Raw genomic sequence first — 19,735 nt, 5'->3', positions numbered from 1 at the left:
CGCATGAAACCATTCGTTCTGCAAGATGTCGGCTTGGCTGCGCTTGCAGCCAGTTCAGACGCCGGCTTCGAGTGCCGAAACAAAACAAAGACGCGACCGGTGAGTTCCGGTCGTGCCTTGCCTAGCTGATCTCGTCGGACCTGCAGTCCGCCCGAATTCAGGCTTCGGAAAAGTAACTCTGCAATGTGCGGACCTCAAGGTCCCCGCCCAGATAGGCCCGGACGCCCTGTGCAGCCGCCACGGCACCCGAAAGAGTGGTGTAATACGGTACTTTATGCAAGAGGGCAGCCCGCCGCAGCGAGCGGCTGTCGGCCAGGGCCTGCGGCCCGTCGGTGGTGTTCAGAACCAGCTGAATCTCGCCATTGGTGATGGCATCGACGATGTGCGGCCGGCCTTCCAGCACCTTGTTGATCTTCTCGGCCGGGACGCCGTTGTCGACCAGGAAGCGCTGGGTCCCTGACGTCGCGAGCACCTTGAAGCCGTTCGACGAGAGCAGCTTCACGGCATCGAGAATGCGCGTCTTGTCGCTTTCGCGCACGGACACGAACACAGTGCCACTGCGCGGCACGCGGGTGCCGCCGCCGAGCTGGCTCTTGGCGAAGGCGATTTCGAACGAGCGATCGATGCCCATCACTTCGCCGGTGGAGCGCATCTCCGGGCCGAGCACCGTATCGACGCCGGGGAAGCGCGCGAACGGGAAGACCGATTCCTTGACGCCGACATGGTCGAGCTTGCGCTTCTTCAGATTGAAGTCGGCGAGCTTCTCGCCGGCCATGATACGCGCGGCGATCTTGGCCACCGGCATGCCCATCACCTTGGCAACGAAAGGCACGGTGCGCGACGCGCGCGGATTGACTTCGAGCACGTAGATGTCGCGATCCTTGACCGCGAACTGCACGTTCATCAGTCCGACCACGTCGAGGCCGAGCGCCATGTCGCGGGTCTGGCGTTCGAGTTCGGCGATCATGTCGTCGTCGAGCGAATGCGGCGGCAGCGAGCAGGCCGAGTCGCCGGAGTGAATGCCAGCTTCCTCGATATGCTCCATGATGCCGACGATGAAGGTATCCTTGCCATCGCACAGGCAGTCGACGTCGACTTCGATGGCATCCGACAGATAGCGATCGAACAGCAGCGGATTGGTGCCGAGCACCGTATTGATCTGGCCGGTCTTGTCGTTCGGATAGCGCGCCTTGACGTCGCCGGGCACCAGCTCCGGCAGCGTGCCAAGCAGGTAATCGCCGAGCTGGCTTTCCTCGCGGATGATCTGCATCGCGCGGCCGCCGAGCACATAGGACGGACGCACCACCAGCGGCAGGCCGAGATCGGCTGCGACAAGGCGGGCCTGTTCGACCGAATAGGCGATTCCGTTCTTCGGCTGCTTGAGCTTGAGCTTGTCGAGGATGCGCTTGAAGCGATCGCGATCTTCGGCAAGATCGATGGCATCCGGCGAGGTACCGAGGATCGGCACGTCGGCGGCTTCCAGCGCGCGCGCGAGCTTCAGCGGGGTCTGGCCGCCGAACTGCACGATCACGCCGTGCAGCGTGCCGTTCTGACGTTCGGTGTCGATGATCTCAAGCACGTCTTCGGCAGTCAGTGGTTCGAAATACAAGCGATCCGCAGTGTCGTAGTCGGTCGACACGGTTTCCGGATTACAGTTGACCATGATGGTCTCGTAGCCGGCGTCAGCGAGCGCGAAGCAGGCGTGGCAGCAGCAATAGTCGAACTCGATGCCCTGGCCGATACGGTTCGGGCCGCCGCCAAGAATGATGACCTTGTTCTTGTCCGACGGCTGACTCTCGTCAGCGAAGGCACCTGCGAAGGACGACTCATAGGTCGAATACATGTAAGCGGTCGGCGAGGCGAATTCAGCGGCGCAGGTGTCGATGCGTTTGAAGACCGGACGCACATCGAGCGAACGGCGCAGTGCCTTGACGTCGGCCTCGGTCTTGCCGGCGAGCACGGCGAGGCGCGCGTCGGAGAAGCCCATGGCCTTCAGCGTACGCATGCCGAAGGCGTTGGCGGGCAGGCCATTGGCCTTCACCTTGGCTTCCATCTCGACGATGCCACGCATCTCGGCGAGGAACCACGGATCGATCTTGCAGGAGTTGAAGATCTCCTCATCGGTCCAGCCCAGACGCATGGCCTGGCCAACCTGCAACAGACGGTCCGGCGTCGGCGTGCCGAGTGCAGCGCGGATGGCGTTCTTGTCGTCGCCGCGGCCGAGATCCTCGATCTCGATTTCGTCGAGGCCGGTCAGGCCGGTTTCAAGTCCGCGCAGCGCCTTCTGCAGTGACTCCTGGAATGTGCGGCCGATGGCCATCACTTCCCCGACCGACTTCATCGAGGTGGTCAGCGTGCGCGATGCGCCCGGGAATTTCTCGAAGGCGAAACGGGGAATCTTGGTGACGACATAATCGATCGTCGGCTCGAACGACGCAGGCGTTGCGCCGCCGGTGATGTCGTTGGCGATTTCATCGAGCGTGTAACCGACGGCAAGCTTTGCCGCGACCTTGGCGATCGGGAAGCCGGTGGCCTTCGACGCCAGCGCCGAGGAGCGCGACACGCGCGGATTCATTTCGATCACGACCATGCGGCCGTCGGCAGGATTGACGCCGAACTGCACGTTGGAGCCGCCGGTCTCGACGCCGATCTCGCGCAGCACCGCCAGCGAGGCGTCGCGCATGATCTGATATTCTTTATCGGTCAACGTCAGCGCCGGCGCGACGGTGATGGAGTCGCCGGTATGCACGCCCATTGGATCGAGATTCTCGATCGAGCAGATGATGATGCAGTTGTCCTTCTTGTCGCGGACGACTTCCATCTCGTACTCTTTCCAGCCGAGCACTGACTCTTCGATCAGCACTTCGTTGGTCGGAGACGCGTCGAGGCCGCGCTCGATGATGTCGAGGAATTCTTCGCGGTTATAGGCAATGCCGCCGCCGGTGCCGCCCATGGTGAAGGACGGGCGGATGATCGCGGGCAAACCAATTTCGGACAGGGCCATCAGCGCCTGGCCGAGAGCATGTTCCTGATAGCGCTTGCGGCGGTCGCTTTCATGCAACACCCACTGCCGCTCGTGCTCGGCCAGCGCGTCGCCCGTCAGCTTGGCTTTTTCGGCCTGATGCTGCTCGCGATACTGCTTCTTCAGCGCGGATGCGTTGGCGAGCCGCGACTTCGGCGTCTCCAGGCCAATCTTCGTCATCGCCTCGCGGAACAGCTGGCGGTCTTCGGCCTTGTCGATCGCTTCGGCGGTGGCGCCGATCATCTCGACGTCGAACTTCTCCAGCGTGCCCTGCTGGCGCAGCGACAGCGCGCAATTCAGCGCGGTCTGGCCGCCCATGGTCGGCAGCAGCGCAAAACCCTTGGTGCGGTCACCGCGCTCTTTTTCGATGATCTTGGCGACGATCTCGGGCGTGATCGGCTCGATATAGGTCGCGTCCGCCAGCTCCGGGTCCGTCATGATCGTGGCCGGATTGGAATTGACCAAAACGATCCGGTAGCCCTCTTCCTTGAGCGTCTTGACGGCTTGCGTGCCCGAATAGTCGAACTCGCAGGCCTGGCCGATCACGATAGGACCGGCGCCGATGATCAGGATGGTGGATATGTCGGTGCGTTTTGGCATTTAAACTCGCGGTGGTGACAAATCGGCACAAAAAAAGGGCGCGCATACGCGCGTCCCTCGGGCCCGGGCGCCAAACCAGCCATTGACCCCTCAGGGAGCCATAGGCCGATCCTCGCGCGCGGCTGTCTTTAGACCACTATAACGGGGCGGGGAAGGCTTTTGAAGGTGCCATCAACCGGCAATTTGGGCCGGTTTCGGGCGCTTCAGAAGGTGTCCGGCGAGGACGAGCGCAAGGGCTGCCGCCTCGGCGCAGCCGCCGATCCAGCCGAGGTGGTTGGAGCTCAATGTCGACAGCACCACGCCGCCCAGCGCGCTGCCGCCGGCAAAGCCGATATACATGGCCGAGGCGTTCAGCGAGAGCGCGATGACCGAGGCTTCCGGCGTGATGCGCACGAGATGTGCGACCTGTCCGGGATAGAACATCCAGCCGGCAATGCCCTGGGTAAAAATGAAGACCAGAAACAGCACACCCGCAGTGGCGGGCGGTGCGAATGTCAGGGCCGCCGATTGCAGCGTCAGTGACAGCATCATGCCGATCAGGCCCAGCGTTGAGGTCCGGAGCGGTCCGATACGGTCGGACATCGCGCCGCCCAGGGTGTTTCCGATGGCCGCGGCGACGCCAAAGACCAGCAGTGCCAGGCTGATTCCGTTGGCGTCAAAGCCAAGTCGGTGCAGCGGCACAGCCAGATAGGTGAATGAGGTAAAGCCCCCGAGGCCCCACATGCAGGTCACGGCAAGGGTTTTCAGCACTTCGGGATGGCGCGCGACGGCAAGCCTCTGACCGAGTGTGGCAGCAGTGCGTGGCAAACCGCGGGGCAGTCCCAGCAGCAGCCCGGCCAATGCGACGGCGCCGAGCGCTGCGACCATCACGAATGTCGACCGCCAGCCGAAATGACTGCCGACCCAGGTTCCGAGCGGCACGCCCAGAACCGTCGCCACCGTCAGGCCGGAGATCACCAGCGACGCGGCGCGGCCACGGCGTTCCGGTGCAGCGATCGCGATTGCGACGGCCATGGCGGTCGGCATGCACAGTCCGGCGCCGACAGCCATCAGCATGCGCGATAGCAGGAGAATGCCGAATGTGGTCGCAACGGCCGCCAAAAGATTTCCGACGATGAAGCAGACCAGCGCCAGCGAGACGACGGTGCGGCGGTCAAAATTGCTGAACAGCACAGCCAGGATCGGCGAGCCGATGGCATAGGTGATGGCGTAAACGGTGACCAATTGTCCCGTGGCTGCCAACGTGACATTCAGGTCCGCTGCCATGATTGGAAGAAGACCAGCAATTACAAATGCTTCGGTCCCAATCGCAAATGCCGCCAGGGCCAGCCAGAAGACGCTCATCGCCAAATCCTTAGTTCAATCTTCGTTGAACTATTGATGCGGCAATGCAAAATGTCAAATGGTTCAAGAAATATTGAACATTGCGGCAGCCGGCCGGAATCAGTATTGAGGAGTCATGAGCCGCATTCTCCCGCATCCCACGCGCGAACAGATCGAATTGCCTGGCGTGATGGATTGCCTGAGCGATCCGATTCGGCTGGCGATCGTCTACAATCTGGCCAAACGCGAGAAAGAGGTCGGAGAATTGCGCTGCGGCGATTTTTACGGCCTCAGCGGCAAGTCCAATCTCGCCTATCATTTTGCGAAACTGCGCGAGGCCGGCCTGATGGAAACGCGCGCGGTGGGGACGGCGAGGTTGATGAAACTGCGCCGCGAAGATCTCGAGAGCAGGTTTCCGGGTTTGCTGGATGCGGTGCTCGCATCGGCCGAGCGCGATGCCGAGCGCCTGCAGCTTCCGGTGCTGGAATTCACCGAAGCCTGACAGCGCCGACCCACTGGTAAATGTCTGAAAGGTTGGAGGCCCAGCCTGGACTTGAACCAGGATAAAGAGCGATGCATCGCCCCCGCGTAGACATTTCCGCCACCGGGCCGAGCACAATGTTACCGATCACGGGGTGGCGATCCACCTCAAGTTTTGTAAACCGTCTGTTAACCTTAATCGTCCGTTTGCCCCAGCCGATGCCTCAGAATGCGTGGTGGGCGACGAAGGTCATGCGCGAGGAATTGTGGCCGATATTGACCGGCGCCCGCGAGGCCCGGAAACCGGCCGCGGTCAGCTTGGCCAGCATCTCCGCCTCGCTGTAGCGCTGCAGGCCGACCTTGGTGCGCAGCTGGCGGTAGTCCGAGAGAGCCGTGCGAACAAGCCCAATGAACGCATCCCACAGAAAACCGTGCTCGCGGGCGAGCTTCAGCAGCGCCATGACATCGGTCGCCATGCCGACATCGGGCTGCAGGATGTCGCCGACCACGAGCTTGCCGCCAGGCGCCAGCAACCGCTTGATGATCGCAAAGGCATCGTCGAGTTCGGGACCGGTCATGTACTGAGCCACCGAATTCATGACAGCCAGGTCGATCGACTGCGCCGTCATGTTGCGCAACTCTTCGAGCGACCGGACCCGGATTTTGGTGTTGGGCGCGAAGCGGGCGACCAGCCGGCCGCGAACGCCAGGCGCGGGCTCTGCCAGGATCAGCTTGCTGCAGGCATTGGCCACTTTGGCGGCCGAGAGTGCTTCGCCGCAGGCATAGTCGAGCACGACGGCATCCTGAGAGGCGATGTAGCCAATGATGTCGCGGGCGATGACCTCGAAATGCACGTCACGATGCAGCTTGCTCGCATAAATCGTATGCGTGGAATCGTAATAATCGATCCAATCTTCCATCGTCTGCCCGGCCCGATTGTTGTTCCCGTGTCGGGAACCCCTATATTTGTGATGCGTTGAAACGGTCTAGAGCGTTTTCAGGCGCGTGGGAAACCGCCTTTCCTTCAAGAACCGCAGTTTTCGGAAATTTGCAGTGCTTTCCGTCAAGACCACTCCGATTTTTCCTGAAATCTTCCGCCCTGACGACAACCCTCCAGCCATCAAATCATCCGACACGGGAAGGTAAGTAACGTGAGCACCAAGACATCGAAAATCGCTGCCGAAATGAATACCCCGACTGACCTCTCAGCCGACGCCGTGGAGAAGGTGGCCAAGGCGCTGAACGGGTTGCTCGCCGACGCTTTCGCGCTTTACCTGAAGACCAAGAATTTTCACTGGCATCTCAGCGGCCGCCATTTTCGCGACTATCACCTGATGCTCGACGAGCAGTCCGACCAGATTTTTGCGACGACTGACCCATTGGCAGAGCGCGTGCGCAAGATCGGCGGTCGCACGCTGCGTTCGATCGGCGAAGTCGCCAAGCTGCAGACCATCAAGGACAATGACGAGGCGTATGTGCCGCCGGTGGAGATGCTGCGCGAACTGATGAACGACAACAAGAAGATGGCAGCGGCGATGCGCAAGGCCCACGAGGTTTGCGATGACGCCAAGGACATCGCCAGCGCCAGCCTGCTGGAAAACTACATCGACGACACCGAGCGCCGCACCTGGTTTCTGTTCGAGGCGTCGCAGCAGGAAGGCGGCAACGAGGCGTAAGCTTCGTTCCCGATTGAATATGTCAAAGCGCCCGCTTCACAGCGGGCGTTTTCATGTGGAGATGCCGTTGTTCAGCACCAGCGCTGGGCCACGGCTATTCAGGCTGAATACCGAGCTCCTGAATCGTCTTGCCTGTGGCGACGAGCTCGGCGTCGAAAAAGCGCTTCGCGCCCGCGGGCGTCACCACGTCACCGGAGGCGACGTCGAAGCCGAGGACAGGCGCGCGCTCCTGCACATCCGGCGATTTCAGTGCCTGCGCAATCTCGGCACTGAGTTTGTCGACGATCTCGGCAGGTGTCCCGGTCGGGGCCATCATCATGAACCAGCCTTGCAGATCCGCGCCCTTCAGCGTCTCGGCAATTGCGGGCACATCCGGCAATGAATCGACGCGCTTGTTGCCGGCAATGGCGAGTGCCCGCAGCGTACCGGCTTTGATGAAGGACTCAGCCACCGATGCGGACTGGATCGTCACCTGGGTGCGTCCGGTCAGGCTGTCCTGGATCGCGTTGGTGATGGTGTTGTAGGGGACCAGTACGAAACTCGTGCCTGCCTGCTTGTTGATGGTTTGTGCGATCAGGCCGGAAATGTTGCGCGCGCCGTCGACCGCCATGCTCAGGGAACCGGGGGCAGCTTTTTCAAGCACGATCAATTCCGCCAGCGTCTTTGCTTTCACTTCGGGATTGACGAGCAGCACGTGGTTGCTCCGCGCCACCATCGCCACCGGCACAAAATCCTTCACGGGATCGTAGGGCAGTTTCTTGAACGTATAGGGATTGGTGACCAGCGCCGCCGACGTCGCGAACAGGAAGGTGTAGCCGTCGGGCGCGGCGCGCGCGACCGTCTGTGCGCCGACGAGATTCGCGGCGCCCGGGCGGTTCTCAACGATGAATTGTTGTCCGAGCGCGCGGGACAGTTTTTCGGCGACGATGCGGCACAGCACATCCGGGCTGTTGCCCGCCGCCTGCGGCACCACGATCGTCACCGGCTTTTGCGGCCATGATTGCGCATAGGCGGGCAGCGAGAGGCAAAGAATGCTGCCGGTCAACAAGATACGACGGGACAATGTGAGCATGGACTTCCTCCTGAAATGGATGGCCTGCGATTTCTGATCGCTTGTTGAGGCGCGCTTTTTCGAACGAGCGAGTCTTTGTCGTGAGAAACAGCCCGCGGCGCTGGTGGCGCGGGCTGCCGCTTGCGTCAGGCTTCGTCGGCCACGCCGTTGCGCAGCACGCCGAGCCTATCGATCTCGACTTCGACGATATCGCCCGGCTTCAGCCAAAGTGGAGGCGTACGCTTGGCGCCCACGCCGCCCGGCGTGCCGGTGGCGATCACGTCACCCGGCTCAAGGCGGGTAAAGGACGAGCAGTATTCAATCTGACGCGGGATATCGAAGATCATCTGATCGATGGTGGCGTCCTGCACGACCTGGCCATTGACGCGGGTCTGCAGCCGCAGCGGCGCAACATCGCCGAGTTCATCCGGCGTCATCATCCAGGGACCGAAGCCGCCGGTCTCCGGAAAATTCTTGCCGGGCGTGAACTGATGGGTGTGACGCTGGAAATCGCGCACGCTGCCTTCGTTGTAGCAGGCATAGCCGGCGATATGGCTCCATGCATCTGCCTGCGAAATGTATCGTCCGGGCTTGCCGATGATGATGGCGAGTTCGCCTTCGAAGTCGAGGTGGGTCGAGACCTTCGGCCGGATGATATTGGTGAGATGGCCGGTCTGGCTGTTGGCGAAGCGGCCAAACACCGTGGGATTGTCGACCTCGGCGCGTCCGGTTTCCTTGCGGTGCATCTCGTAGTTCAGGCCGATGCAGAGAATCTTGTCCGGATTCGGAATCACCGGCAACCAGGTGATGTCAGCGGTCGGTATGCGCTTGGCCTTGCCGGCTGCATCACGCACCACGGACAGCGCGTCGGCTGCGATGACGGATTTAAGGTCGGGGAAGCGATCGCCAAGCAGTGCGCCCACATCGAGCGCATCATTGCCCTCGATCACGCCCCAGGTGGGTTTTCCGCCGATCTGAAAACTTGCCAATTTCATCGTGATGTCCTCGCTCTGGAAGCTGCGTGTCCGTGGGAAATGTTGGTGTGGTGACGCTGTGCGGCCGGCCTGATCATCGGAGCCGCTCCGCAAGATCGGTGAGCAGCGCGTCGAGCGCGCTCGTCTCGCTGGCGACGCCGAAGACGTAGTGGTCGGGCCGCACGATTGCGGCGCGACAGTCGTGACGGTCGAACCATGCGGCGAGAACGCCGTCCTCTTCAGTAAGTACGTCATCGGCGGCGGGGCCGATACGAATTGGCCTGATGTCCAGCCGAGTCATGATCGCTTGCAGATCGGGACCGAGCTCCAGTTCGTTGCGCATATCAAGCACAAGCCGCCATCCGGTGCCGGCGACGCTATCGAGACGGCGCCGTCCTTCTGCGGTCCTGATCCATGGCTGTGGGAACAGCGTGCCGTGCGCCGGGTGGAGGGGAAATGCCAGCAGTCCCGTCTGCAATGGCGGCACGATTTCTTGACGGGTTATGGTGCGGGGTTGGCCGCCACCCTCCGCAAGAATGCGCTCGTCGCGTGCTGCTGCGGCGTCGGGATCGCGTTCGCAGATCACATGACCGATGGCTTTGATGCGGGAAGTGAGCTGGCGCACATGCTCGCCGCGCTCCTCGCCGTAGCTGTCGAGCAATTTTGCATTGGATTGCCCGCGGAGTACGCGGTCGAGCTTCCAGATCAGATTGCCGACATCGCGGATGCCCTGGCACATGCCCTGGCCGATGAATGGCGGCTGCTGGTGCGCGGCATCGCCGGCGAGGACGATGCGGCCGCATCGCCATTCCTGCGCGACGAGCGCATGAAACCGGTAGCTTGCAGCACGCCACAGCATGGCATCATCACGCGTGATCCAGCGCGAAAGCAGGCGCCAGACCTGCGCGGCCGTTTCCATCTCGCGCGGATCTTCGCCGGGCAGCAGCATGATCTCGAAGCGGCGATGATTGCCCGGGCCGATGATGAAGGTCGTGGGCCGCGACGGATCGCAGAATTGCGCCGCGGTCTGCGGCAGCTTGCTGAGGGAGGCGTCGTTGACCTGCAAGTCGACCACCAGCCAGGGCTCGTCGAAGACGAGATCCTCGAAGGCAATACCGAGTTGCTGTCGCACTCCGCTGGAGGCGCCGTCGCAGGCAATCACATAGTCGGCGGTGACGTCACGCGTTGCGCCGCGACCGTCGCGCAGATGCAGCGTCACACGATCCGCAGCCTGTTCGAAGCCGAGCAGTTCGGTGCCCAGCTCGACCTCGACGCTGTCATAGGCCGCGGCATGTTCGCGCAAGGCAGCTTCGACCGGCGGCTGCGTGAACACCATGCTGGGCGTGTAACCGAGCGGATAGGGCTCCGCGACCATGTCGATGCGGCGGATCAACTGCCCTTTGGCGCCGAAATGCTGGGAGGCGGGGAACGGAGCAACGTAAGGCAGCACGCGCTCTGCCGCGCCGAGATTGTCGAGCAGACGCAGGATCTCATGATCGATCGCGATCGCACGCGGCTTGTCATAGACCTCTAGCTGACGGTCGATGGCCAGCGTGCGGATGCCCCGGTCGCCAAGGAGGCTGGCCGCGATGGCGCCTGACGGACCATGGCCGACCACGACGACCCGAAAATCATTCCGTGTCTGCTCGGATGAAACCGTCACGCGGCACTCCCGTCGGCGTAGCCAATGGCGGTCTGTGCTGCCTTGACGTGATCGGCTTTCGGTGGGGCGATACCCCAATGATCGGTGCGGCCGGGTGGCCAGGCCCATTCCGACGGCCCGCGCACCACATAGCTGTCATCGACCTGCAGAACCTCGGCGGTGTATTCGATCACGGTCCCGACCGGATCGATGAAATAGGCAAACACATTGTCGCCGGGGCCGTGGCGGCCGACGCCCCAGGCAATGGGAAACCCGGCATCGATCATGCGACCCGAGCCGCGCATCACCGCTTCGAGATCCGGCATCAGGAAGGCGACGTGGTTGAGCCCGTTCACGGCAGCGTCGGCGATGACGATGGCGTGGTGGTCGCTGTTGCAGCGAACGAAGGCCATGATCGTCGAGCGGTCGGTGAGACGAAAGCCGAGCGCCTGTTCGTAGAACGCGGCGAGATCATCGACAGCGGTGCTGTTGATGTTGACATGCGCGAGACGCGTCGGCCGGTTGGCCGATGACGGAGCTTCGGCATGTTGCAGGTCGCCATGAACGAAGCGAAGCACGCCGTCACCGGGCGCGCCAATGCTCATGATCGTTCCGCCATCGGGCCCCGGATTCGGAGCCGGGCCTGAGAGCAGCGTGGCCCCGTGTTTCACGGATGCTGCGGCGATCGTTTCGAATTCCGCATCCGAATGCAGCCGGAACGTGATGGCCCTCAGCGCGGGGCGATCGCCCTGCTGCAAGGCGACGACATGGTGATCGGTGCCGCTGGCCCGCAAGTAAGTGACGCCTTCGTGGCGCGTCACGAGGTCGAGTCCCCACACAGATGTGTAGAACTGCTCGGATCGCTGCAGGTCGGGCGTGTCGAGATCGACACTGCGCAGGGCTGTGATCGGGAAATGGGTCATTGCGAAGCCTGCTCGTCAAGGCCGAGGAAACGTCTTGCATTGACATGAAGGACGAGATTGCGCGTCGCCTCGTCGCCGATCGCTGATGCGGCGCGCGTTGCCGGCGTGCGATCGTGAAATGCGAACGGGTAGTCTGTGCCGAGCATGATCTGCGTCGCGCCGAACTTGGCGATCAGATGCAGCAGCGTCGGGTCGTCATAGACCAGCGCGTCGTAATAGAGCCGGCGTGCCTGCAAGATCGGCGATTCCTGGATGCTCTCCTGCAGCACAGGAAATACCTGATATCCCTCCTGAAGCCGCGGCAGCAGCGAGGCGAGCGTGCCGCCGCCGTGGCTGAACGCCATGCGCAGGCGCGGGTGGCGCAGCAAGAGGTTCGAGGTGATGACGGATGCGGCAGCGAGGCCGACATCGGTCGGATAGGCCAGCACCTGCTGCAATTGCGCCGGGCCGACAAGGCGATCCATGCCGCAAGGCCGCAGAGCATGGACGAACACCGCCATGTCGAGCTTCTCGACCTCGGCGAAGAATCCATCGAAGTCGGGAGACCCGATCGGCTTGCCGTTGATGTTGCTGCCGATCTCGATGCCCGCAAAGCCGAGTTCGTGCTTCAGCCGATGCAGCTCGGCAATGGCGCGGTCGATGTCCTGCAGCGGTACCGCGCCGAGGGCGACGAGGCGGCCACCGGAATGCGCGATCATCTCGGCCATCTGGTCGTTGATGTAGCGCAGCAGGTCACCGGCCGGTTCGGGCTCCATCCAATAGGACAGCAGCTCCGGCATCGGCGAAATGGCCTGCACGCCGAGTCCCATCTCCGCCATATCCGCGACGCGCTTGGCGACATCCCAGCAGCGATCCGACACCGTGCGATAGATGCGGCCGGCCATCATCACATGCTTGTGGCAGGGTTTGGCATCCGCCATCGACGGCCAGTCGGCCGGCACCGCCGCGCCCAGGTAGGACGGGAAGGAGGCGGGCACGACATGCGCGTGGATATCGATCCCGCAAGTGCATCGGGAGATGGCGCTCATGGCTGTGACTGGTCCATGCGCGGCTGGACGGCTGCGAAAACTGCCGATGCCTCAGGCGCTTGCGGAGCCTTGCCAAACATTGTCGCGCCTCCCGGCCAGTCATCTCTCAGGACCTTGGGGAACTAATATCTATAGAAATCTTATCGTACAACAGAAATTTATAGATTTTTATGAAATCAGAAAAAGTGTATAGAAATCGAAGCCGACAGGCAGATGATTCCGGGATTGAAGCACGTGGACACAACATCACTGGAATTGGCTTCGCCGCCGTCCTCGACCCAGGCCAGCACGGTCTATGACCGGTTGCGGGAGGACCTGCTGTCCGGGCGGCTCGAGCCGAGCCGGAAACTCCAGATGCGTTTCCTGACCGAGCTGTATCAGACCGGTCAGACGCCGCTCCGCGAGGCGCTCAACCGGCTGACCGCCGATGGCCTGGTGGAGTGCCGCGAGCAGCGCGGATTCTATGTCGCGGATATCAGCCGCAGCGAGCTGGCCGAACTGACCAAGACCCGGTGCTGGGTCGAGAGTCTGGCGCTGCGGGAATCCATGGCGGCCTCGACGCCGCAATGGGAGGAGCAGCTTCTGCTCGCGCAACATCGCCTCGGGCGAACCCCGCGCTCGCTCAATGCCGAACACTTCGAAGACAATCCGGAATGGGAGCGGCTGCACCGCGTCTATCACCGCACCTTGATCGGGAATTGCGGTTCGCAGTCCCTGATCGCGTTCTGCGGACAACTCGCCGACCAGCTCTACCGCTATCGGCGTCTGTCGATCCGCAAGGCCTTCCCGTCACGCCATGTGACGGACGAGCATCAGGCGATCATGACTGCAGTTTTGAGCGGCGATGCGGACCACGCCGTGGATCTGCTCACCGCGCATTACAGGCAGACCGCTGAAGTCATTCTCCAGGACAAGCAGATCTTTTCTGAACTGCATGAGGGCGAAGACGCGGCATCGTAGCGGGCACGGACGCAGGCCGAGCAAGCACCTCTGCGGGCATGAAAAAGGCCTCGCGACGCATGCAAGGCCTTGGAAACATGTCTGCAAGATTTGGTAGGCAGAAAATTTGGTAGCGAGGAGTGGACTCGAACCACCGACCCCAGGATTATGATTCCCGTGCTCTAACCAACTGAGCTACCCCGCCACGGCATCCGGAGGGGACAAATTGTCCCCCGGCGAATGCGCGGCATATAAGAAGTCGAGGGACTCGATGTCAAGCAAAGTAGCGCCTGAAATCGGTGCCTGAATAGATGTTCCCGCAACCCGGCCGCCGATTTGGAGATCGGGCAGCTATCGCCGCCCGATCAGGCACTTATGGCCACGTCTAGCCGCCGTCGAAGGCCTTTTTCAGGGCGGCCAGATCGAGCTTGACCATGCCCATCATGGCCGTCATGGCACGCTTGGCGCCCTCGCCATTCTCGCTGGCAAGCATTTCAGTAAAGCCGTTCGGCACGATCTGCCAGGGCACGCCCCAGCGGTCGTTGATCCAGCCGCAGGCATTTGCCTTGCCGCCATTTGTCAAAATGGCGTCCCACACACGATCGACTTCGGCCTGGTCTTCGCAATGGATGGTGAAGGACACGGCCGTGCTGAATGTGGCGGGGCTGCCGCCATTGAGGCCAATGAAGCTTTGGCCGGCCAGCGTGAAGCCGACCACCAGCACGTTGCCTGCTTTGCCGCCGGGATAATCGATCGGGGCGCGCTGCACGCGATCGATGGAGGAATTGGGCACCAGCGAGCAGTAGAACCTGGCGGCTTCCTCGGCCTCGGTCTCGTACCAGATGCAGGGTGAGATCTTTGACATCGCTGCTCTCCCTCTCTCGATCAGGCCTGAGCCATCGCAGATTGCGCGGCGGCCATGTCCATCCACATCACTTCCCAGATGTGACCGTCGGGATCCTCGTAGCTGCGGCCATACATGAAGCCGAAATCCTGCGTGGGTGTTGGATCGGCGCTGCCGCCCGCACCCACGGCCTTCTTCACGAGACCATCGACTTCGTCGCGGCTGTCGGCGGAGACGCAGATCAGCACTTCGCTCGATGTCTTCGCGTCGACGATCTTCTTCGAGGTGAACTGGCGATATTTGTCGTGCGTCAGCAGCATCGCGTGAATGGTGTCGGAGAACACCATGCAGGCGGCGGTGTCGTCGGAGAATTGCGGGTTTTTGGTCGCGCCGACCGCTTCATAGAAGGCGACCGCGCGGGGCAGGTCGGTGACGGGCAGGTTGACGAAGATCATTTTGCTCATCGGATGAACTCCAGTGGGTATGCGTTGTGAGTGTTCTCTTGGCGATTGTCCCGCAAAGGACGGTTGGCCCGGCCGCGATCCGACATCGGCTCCAAAATTCTTTCGATATTTTTGCCGGCGGAATTTTTCTCCCCTGCGATCAATATTCTAGCCCGGCGATCTCCGCGTGCAGACGGAATGTCGCATGGCTCATCCTGATTGCGAATTGCGGCGGCGGTGAAATCATCGTTGATTGCCAAAGACGCAAGACGCGTTCGCAGTCGGGTCCGAAACATGTCCTTTTCCTGGGTTTGTTCCGGGCTAGACTGAACGACAATAAAAATACAGCCGGTCCGGGCATCACCCCCGGAATCGCAGAGGGAGAAACACATGTTGCAACGCAATCGCCTTGCTATGTCCGCTGCTGTCGCGCTCGCCGCGGCCGCCACCATGTTCGGCGGTGCAGTCCAGGCGCAGGACTATCCGACCAAGCCGATCACACTGATCGTGCCATGGCCCGCTGGTGGCTCCACCGACATCTCGATGCGCGCGATTGCAGACGCCGCGTCGAAACATCTCGGCCAGCCCATCGCCATCGACAACAAGGGCGGCGGCGGCGGCACTGTCGGTCCCGCGACCATGGCGGCGGCTGCGAAGCCGGATGGCTACACCATCTCGCAGATTCCGATCACCGTGTTCCGGCTGCCGCTGATGCAGGAAGTCTCGTGGAATCCGGACAAGGATTTCAGCTACATCATCCATCTCACTGGCTACACCTTCGGCATCACCACCAATGCGGAATCGCAGTTCAAGACCTGGAAGGACGTGGTCGATTTCGCCAAGGCCAATCCCGGCAAGGTGACTTACGCGACGCCGGGCACCGGCACCTCGCTACATGTCGGCATGGAGCAGATCGCGGCACTGGCCGGAATCAAGCTCACGCAGGTGCCGTTCAAGGGCGGTGCTGAAACCAACGCCGCGGTGCTCGGCAATCACACCATGCTGCAGGCGGATTCCACCGGCTGGCGGCCGCTGGTCGATGCCGGCAAGCTGCGTCTGTTGATGGTGTGGACCGACAAGCGGTCGCCGAATTTCCCGGACGCGCCGACGCTGAAGGAAAGCGGCTATCCGATGGTCTATGACTCGCCGTTCGGCATCGCCGGCCCGAAGGGCATGGATCCGAAGATCGTCGCCAAGCTGCACGACGCCTTCAAGAAAGCCATCGAGGATCCCGCCGTCATCGCGACGCTGGCGAAATACGACATGGTGCCGAACTACAAGAACACCGAGGACTACAAGAAATTCGTTGTCGAGGTCACCAATTCAGAGCGCAAGGTGATCGAGGGAATCGGGTTGGGCAAGAAGTAGCCTCACACACAGGTGTCGTCCCCGCGAAGGCGGGGACCCATAACCTCTGACGTTTGTAGTCGAAGCAAGTCCTCTCCTTACTGCCGCAACATATCGATGGTGTGTATGGGTCCCCGCCTTCGCGGGGACGACATCGGAGCTAATCGGGGCGCTGCAGATACGAGGCACCTACCAAAGGCACTCCATGTCCTCCTCCACCCGTCCGCCATTCCGGCTCAACAATTCAGAACTCTGGACCGGCGTGCTCGGCATTGCGCTTGGCGTGTTCGTCATTCGCTCCGGCCTCAAGCTGAAGCTCGGCACCATCAACGATCCCGGCTCCGGCTTCATGCTGTTCTATATTGGCCTGCTGATGTGCGCTTTCGCGCTCACCATCGTTCTCGCTTCGGTAACCGAAGGCGGACCGACCTTCGGCTCGCGATGGGAAGGCGCGAGCTGGGGCAAGCCGGGCGCGATCATCGTCATCCTCTCGGCCTATGCTTTCGCGCTCGAGCCACTGGGCTTCCTGATCTCGACCATCCCGCTGATGCTGGTGTTGTTGCGCGTCATCGATCCCGTGCGTTGGACGCTGGCGATCCCACTCGCGGTGCTGGCGCCTGTTGGTGTGTGGTGGGTGCTGAAACGCGGCCTGCTGATCCAATTGCCTTCGGGCATGTTTGAAATCGGCTGACGGGAAACACGGATCATGGATGTTCTCGTCAATGTCATGCACGGCTTCGGTGTCGCGCTGCAGCCCGTCAATATTCTCTACTGCTTCATCGGCGTCTTCATCGGCACCCTGGTCGGCGTGCTGCCGGGCATCGGGCCGATCTCGGCGATGTCGTTGCTGCTGCCGGTGACGCTGTCCGGCACGCCGGAATCCGGCATCATCATGATGGCCGGCATCTATTACGGCTCGATGTATGGCGGCTCGACCACGTCGATTCTGGTCAACATTCCCGGTGAGGCCGCCTCCGTCGTCACCTGTATCGACGGCCACCAGATGGCGAAGCAGGGCCGTGCCGGTCCGGCGCTCGGCATTTCCGCGCTCGGCTCCTTCATCGCCGGCACTTTTGCGCTGGTGATGCTGATGCTGGTGGCGCCGTCACTCGCCTCGGTCGCCATTGCGTTCGGTCCCGCCGAATATGCCAGCCTGATGGTGCTCGGCCTCGTGGTGCTGACCTTCCTGACACAAGGCTCGATGGCCAAGGCGTTGCTGATGGCCTGTATCGGCATCGTGCTTGGCCTCATCGGCCTCGACAGCATCACCGCGCAGCCGCGGCTGACTTTCGGCCGGATCGAACTGATCGACGGCATCGGTCTCGTGCCCGTGGTGATGGGTCTGTTCGGGCTCGGCGAGGTGCTGCTCAACACCGAGCAGGTCATCAAGCGCGACATCATCAATGCCAAGATCACGCAGCTCCTGCCCAACAAGGAAGACTGGAAGGCCAGCGCCGGGCCGATCGGACGCGGCACGATTTTAGGCTTCTTCCTCGGGATCCTCCCCGGCGGCGGCGCTGTGGTCGCGTCCTTCGCGTCCTATGCACTGGAGAAACGGCTGTCGAAACATCCGGAGCGCTTCGGTCATGGCGCGATCGAAGGCGTTGCCGGACCTGAGGCAGCGAACAACGCGGCCGCCGGCGGTGCGTTCATTCCGCTGATGACCCTCGGCATCCCACCGAATGTGGTGATGGCGCTGCTGCTCGGCGCCTTCGTCATTCACGGGTTGCAACCCGGCCCGTTGTTGATCACGCAGAACCCCGGCCTGTTCTGGGGCATCGTTGCCAGCATGTATATCGGCAACCTCATGCTGCTGGTGCTGAACCTGCCGCTGATCGGCATGTGGGTGAAGCTGCTGAAGTTGCCTTATAATGTACTGTTCCCGCTGATCATCCTGTTCACGATCATCGGCGTCTATTGCAGCAGCAACAATGTGTTCGACGTCTATGTGATGATCGGCTTCGGCGTGATCGGCTACTTCATGCGCAAGTTCGGCTACGAGCCTGCGCCGCTGGTGCTGGCCTTCGTGCTGGGCCCGCTGCTGGAGAACAATCTGCGGAAGTCATTGATCCTGTCGCAGGGCAATCTCATGACCTTCATCGAGCGCCCGATCTCGGCAGCGTGTCTTGCGCTGGCAGTGGTGCTTCTGATCGCGCCGCTGCTGCCTGCACTGCGCAAGAAGCGCGAGATGGTCGCGCTCGACGAGGGCGCGTAGCCGGGAGGCATTTGTCATGGACACCGAACTGGCCAGGACATTCCTTGCTGTTGTGAGCGCCGGGAATTTCGTGACCGCGGCGGAGAAGCTGCATGTCACGCAGTCCACGGTCAGCGCGCGGATCCAGACGCTGGAGCAGTTGCTGCGCGTGACGCTGTTCGTCCGCAACAAGGCCGGCGCGACGCTGACACCCGCCGGCCGCCAGTTTCAGAAACACGCGTCCACGCTGGTGCGAACGGTGGAACATGCGCGGCAGGATGTCGGCATTGCGAAAGGCTTCAGCGGTACGCTGACCGTCGGCGGTCGCATCGGGTTGTGGGAGGAGCATCTGCTCCACTGGCTGCCGCTGATGCGCGCGAAACATCCGGATATCGCGATCCGCGCCGAGAGCGCTCTCGAAGCCGAATTGATGCAGGGCCTCGTGGAAGGCCGTATCGATATCGGCGTGATGTATACGCCGCAGAGCCGGCCTGGCCTCAAGGTCGAGCAGTTGTTCGATGAGCAGCTCATTCTGGTCTCGACCAGCACGCACAGCGCGCCGGAGCCGCAGTCGGGTTACGTCTATATCGACTGGGGCCCGGAATTCTACGCACGCCACATGGCGCTGTTTCCGGATTTCGCCGGGCCATCGCTCACCGCCAATATCGGTTGGCTCGGGCTGCAGCATGTGCTGGAGAATGGCGGCTCCGGATATTTCCCGCGCCGCATCGTTGCACCCCAGCTGAAGGCTGGGCGGCTGCATGCCGTCGCCGATGCGCCGGAATTTTCGATGCCAGCCTATGTCGTCTATCCCGGCGATCGCGAAGATGCGATCATCGCCGAAGCCGTCGCACTCATGCATCGCCTCGCGCATGACGCGGCCAACAAAAAGCCCGCGCCTGCAGGGCAGGCGAGGGCGCCGAAACGTCCGGCAAGGCGGACGTGATGCGGGGGGCAGGCGCGGCTAGGTGCCGGACGGATATCCCGATGTCGCAACGATGGCCGCGATCTGATCGGCGCTATGCCGGGAGCGCTTGGTGGCTGTCAGGCGTGCGATGATCGCCGCTGCAAAGGCGAACAGCGCGAGAGCGACCGATACGTCGGGGTGGATGATCGTTTTCATGGTCGGCTCCTGCATGATCGAGGGGCGGCATAGCTCCTCGGGTTCCTTCAACCCTAGAACTGCCATGAATTTTGACAAACGAATATTATTGACGCTTGCAATCGACATTATCGATTTTAAATCGAC

Annotated in this window: 19 protein-coding genes and 1 tRNA gene; 7 read left to right on the top strand and 13 right to left on the bottom strand. The window is 62.0% G+C overall.

Annotation, left to right across the window (positions count from 1 at the left end; all coding sequences use genetic code 11):
* Positions 1-157: 157 nt before the first annotated feature.
* Together carB and AB8B20_RS14965 are read right to left on the bottom strand one after the other, a co-directional pair.
* The gene (gene carB, locus AB8B20_RS14970) at positions 158-3,622 is read right to left on the bottom strand and encodes a carbamoyl-phosphate synthase large subunit (RefSeq protein WP_439074810.1); all 3,465 of its coding nucleotides are present in this window, start codon (positions 3,620-3,622) and stop codon (positions 158-160) included.
* Between the two features lie 171 nt (positions 3,623-3,793).
* A complete protein-coding gene (locus tag AB8B20_RS14965; protein ID WP_093757103.1) occupies positions 3,794-4,966 on the bottom strand; it encodes an MFS transporter in 1,173 nt (390 codons plus the stop codon).
* A 115-nt stretch (positions 4,967-5,081) separates the two neighbouring features.
* Here AB8B20_RS14965 and AB8B20_RS14960 point away from each other — a divergent pair, with 115 nt between their 5' ends.
* Positions 5,082-5,447: an ArsR/SmtB family transcription factor gene (locus AB8B20_RS14960; protein WP_089265920.1), complete on the top strand. Its 366-nt coding sequence runs from the start codon at positions 5,082-5,084 to the stop codon at positions 5,445-5,447.
* 202 nt (positions 5,448-5,649) lie between these two features.
* Here the strand turns inward: AB8B20_RS14960 and AB8B20_RS14955 are convergent, their stop codons facing one another.
* Complete coding sequence (locus tag AB8B20_RS14955; RefSeq protein ID WP_093757101.1) at positions 5,650-6,345, bottom strand: class I SAM-dependent methyltransferase; 696 nt, start codon at positions 6,343-6,345, stop codon at positions 5,650-5,652.
* Between the two features lie 264 nt (positions 6,346-6,609).
* Between AB8B20_RS14955 and AB8B20_RS14950 the strand changes: the two genes are divergently transcribed.
* Entirely contained in the window at positions 6,610-7,101 is a 492-nt protein-coding gene (locus AB8B20_RS14950; protein ID WP_089266251.1) for a Dps family protein, read from the top strand.
* A 94-nt stretch (positions 7,102-7,195) separates the two neighbouring features.
* Here AB8B20_RS14950 and AB8B20_RS14945 read toward each other — a convergent pair whose 3' ends face one another.
* The 5 genes from AB8B20_RS14945 to AB8B20_RS14925 all read right to left on the bottom strand — a co-directional run bounded on the left by AB8B20_RS14945 (position 7,196) and on the right by AB8B20_RS14925 (position 12,719).
* Positions 7,196-8,173 (bottom strand): Bug family tripartite tricarboxylate transporter substrate binding protein, encoded by a 978-nt coding sequence (locus AB8B20_RS14945; RefSeq protein ID WP_439074811.1) that lies wholly within the window; start codon positions 8,171-8,173, stop codon positions 7,196-7,198.
* A gap of 125 nt (positions 8,174-8,298) precedes the next feature.
* Positions 8,299-9,147 carry a fumarylacetoacetate hydrolase family protein gene (locus AB8B20_RS14940; protein WP_439074812.1) on the bottom strand — a complete coding sequence of 283 codons (849 nt, stop codon included), beginning with the start codon at positions 9,145-9,147 and terminating at the stop codon, positions 8,299-8,301.
* Positions 9,148-9,220: 73 nt separating this feature from the next.
* Positions 9,221-10,789 (bottom strand): bifunctional 3-(3-hydroxy-phenyl)propionate/3-hydroxycinnamic acid hydroxylase MhpA, encoded by a 1,569-nt coding sequence (gene mhpA, locus AB8B20_RS14935; RefSeq protein ID WP_439074813.1) that lies wholly within the window; start codon positions 10,787-10,789, stop codon positions 9,221-9,223.
* Positions 10,786-11,691, bottom strand: coding sequence for a VOC family protein (locus AB8B20_RS14930; protein WP_439074814.1), 906 nt, complete (start codon positions 11,689-11,691; stop codon positions 10,786-10,788). Before AB8B20_RS14930 ends, mhpA begins: the two co-directional genes overlap by 4 nt.
* Positions 11,688-12,719 carry an amidohydrolase family protein gene (locus AB8B20_RS14925; RefSeq protein ID WP_439074815.1) on the bottom strand — a complete coding sequence of 344 codons (1,032 nt, stop codon included), beginning with the start codon at positions 12,717-12,719 and terminating at the stop codon, positions 11,688-11,690. The genes AB8B20_RS14930 and AB8B20_RS14925 overlap by 4 nt, the downstream gene beginning before the upstream one ends.
* 234 nt (positions 12,720-12,953) lie before the next feature.
* Here AB8B20_RS14925 and AB8B20_RS14920 point away from each other — a divergent pair, with 234 nt between their 5' ends.
* On the top strand, positions 12,954-13,679 hold the full coding sequence (locus AB8B20_RS14920; RefSeq protein ID WP_374725611.1) for a GntR family transcriptional regulator: 726 nt from the start codon (positions 12,954-12,956) through the stop codon (positions 13,677-13,679).
* A 107-nt stretch (positions 13,680-13,786) separates the two neighbouring features.
* Here AB8B20_RS14920 and AB8B20_RS14915 read toward each other — a convergent pair.
* The 4 genes from AB8B20_RS14915 to AB8B20_RS14900 all read right to left on the bottom strand — a co-directional run bounded on the left by AB8B20_RS14915 (position 13,787) and on the right by AB8B20_RS14900 (position 15,241).
* Positions 13,787-13,863 (bottom strand) — tRNA-Met (locus tag AB8B20_RS14915).
* Between the two features lie 180 nt (positions 13,864-14,043).
* Positions 14,044-14,523, bottom strand: coding sequence for a VOC family protein (locus tag AB8B20_RS14910; RefSeq protein WP_089265928.1), 480 nt, complete (start codon positions 14,521-14,523; stop codon positions 14,044-14,046).
* Positions 14,524-14,543: 20 nt separating this feature from the next.
* Positions 14,544-14,966: a VOC family protein gene (locus tag AB8B20_RS14905; RefSeq protein WP_093757095.1), complete on the bottom strand. Its 423-nt coding sequence runs from the start codon at positions 14,964-14,966 to the stop codon at positions 14,544-14,546.
* The gene (locus AB8B20_RS14900) at positions 14,963-15,241 is read right to left on the bottom strand and encodes a hypothetical protein (protein ID WP_147421568.1); all 279 of its coding nucleotides are present in this window, start codon (positions 15,239-15,241) and stop codon (positions 14,963-14,965) included. Before AB8B20_RS14900 ends, AB8B20_RS14905 begins: the two co-directional genes overlap by 4 nt.
* 118 nt (positions 15,242-15,359) lie before the next feature.
* Here AB8B20_RS14900 and AB8B20_RS14895 point away from each other — a divergent pair, with 118 nt between their 5' ends.
* From AB8B20_RS14895 to AB8B20_RS14880, 4 genes are all read left to right on the top strand, one after another.
* Complete coding sequence (locus AB8B20_RS14895) at positions 15,360-16,313, top strand: tripartite tricarboxylate transporter substrate binding protein (RefSeq protein WP_439075061.1); 954 nt, start codon at positions 15,360-15,362, stop codon at positions 16,311-16,313.
* A 184-nt stretch (positions 16,314-16,497) separates the two neighbouring features.
* Positions 16,498-16,983 carry a tripartite tricarboxylate transporter TctB family protein gene (locus AB8B20_RS14890; protein ID WP_439074816.1) on the top strand — a complete coding sequence of 162 codons (486 nt, stop codon included), beginning with the start codon at positions 16,498-16,500 and terminating at the stop codon, positions 16,981-16,983.
* Positions 16,984-16,998: 15 nt separating this feature from the next.
* Positions 16,999-18,507, top strand: a complete 1,509-nt coding sequence (locus tag AB8B20_RS14885) for a tripartite tricarboxylate transporter permease (RefSeq protein ID WP_089265931.1) — start codon at positions 16,999-17,001, stop codon at positions 18,505-18,507.
* Positions 18,508-18,523: 16 nt separating this feature from the next.
* Positions 18,524-19,432, top strand: a complete 909-nt coding sequence (locus AB8B20_RS14880; protein WP_439074817.1) for a LysR family transcriptional regulator — start codon at positions 18,524-18,526, stop codon at positions 19,430-19,432.
* An 18-nt stretch (positions 19,433-19,450) separates the two neighbouring features.
* Here the strand turns inward: AB8B20_RS14880 and AB8B20_RS14875 are convergent, their stop codons facing one another.
* Positions 19,451-19,609, bottom strand: a complete 159-nt coding sequence (locus AB8B20_RS14875) for a hypothetical protein (protein WP_170849580.1) — start codon at positions 19,607-19,609, stop codon at positions 19,451-19,453.
* Positions 19,610-19,735 lie beyond the last annotated feature (126 nt).

It is taken from the genome of Tardiphaga sp. 866_E4_N1_4 (assembly GCF_052076075.1).
GTDB lineage: Bacteria > Pseudomonadota > Alphaproteobacteria > Rhizobiales > Xanthobacteraceae > Tardiphaga > Tardiphaga robiniae.
This window is presented reverse-complemented; position numbering and strand designations above follow the sequence as displayed.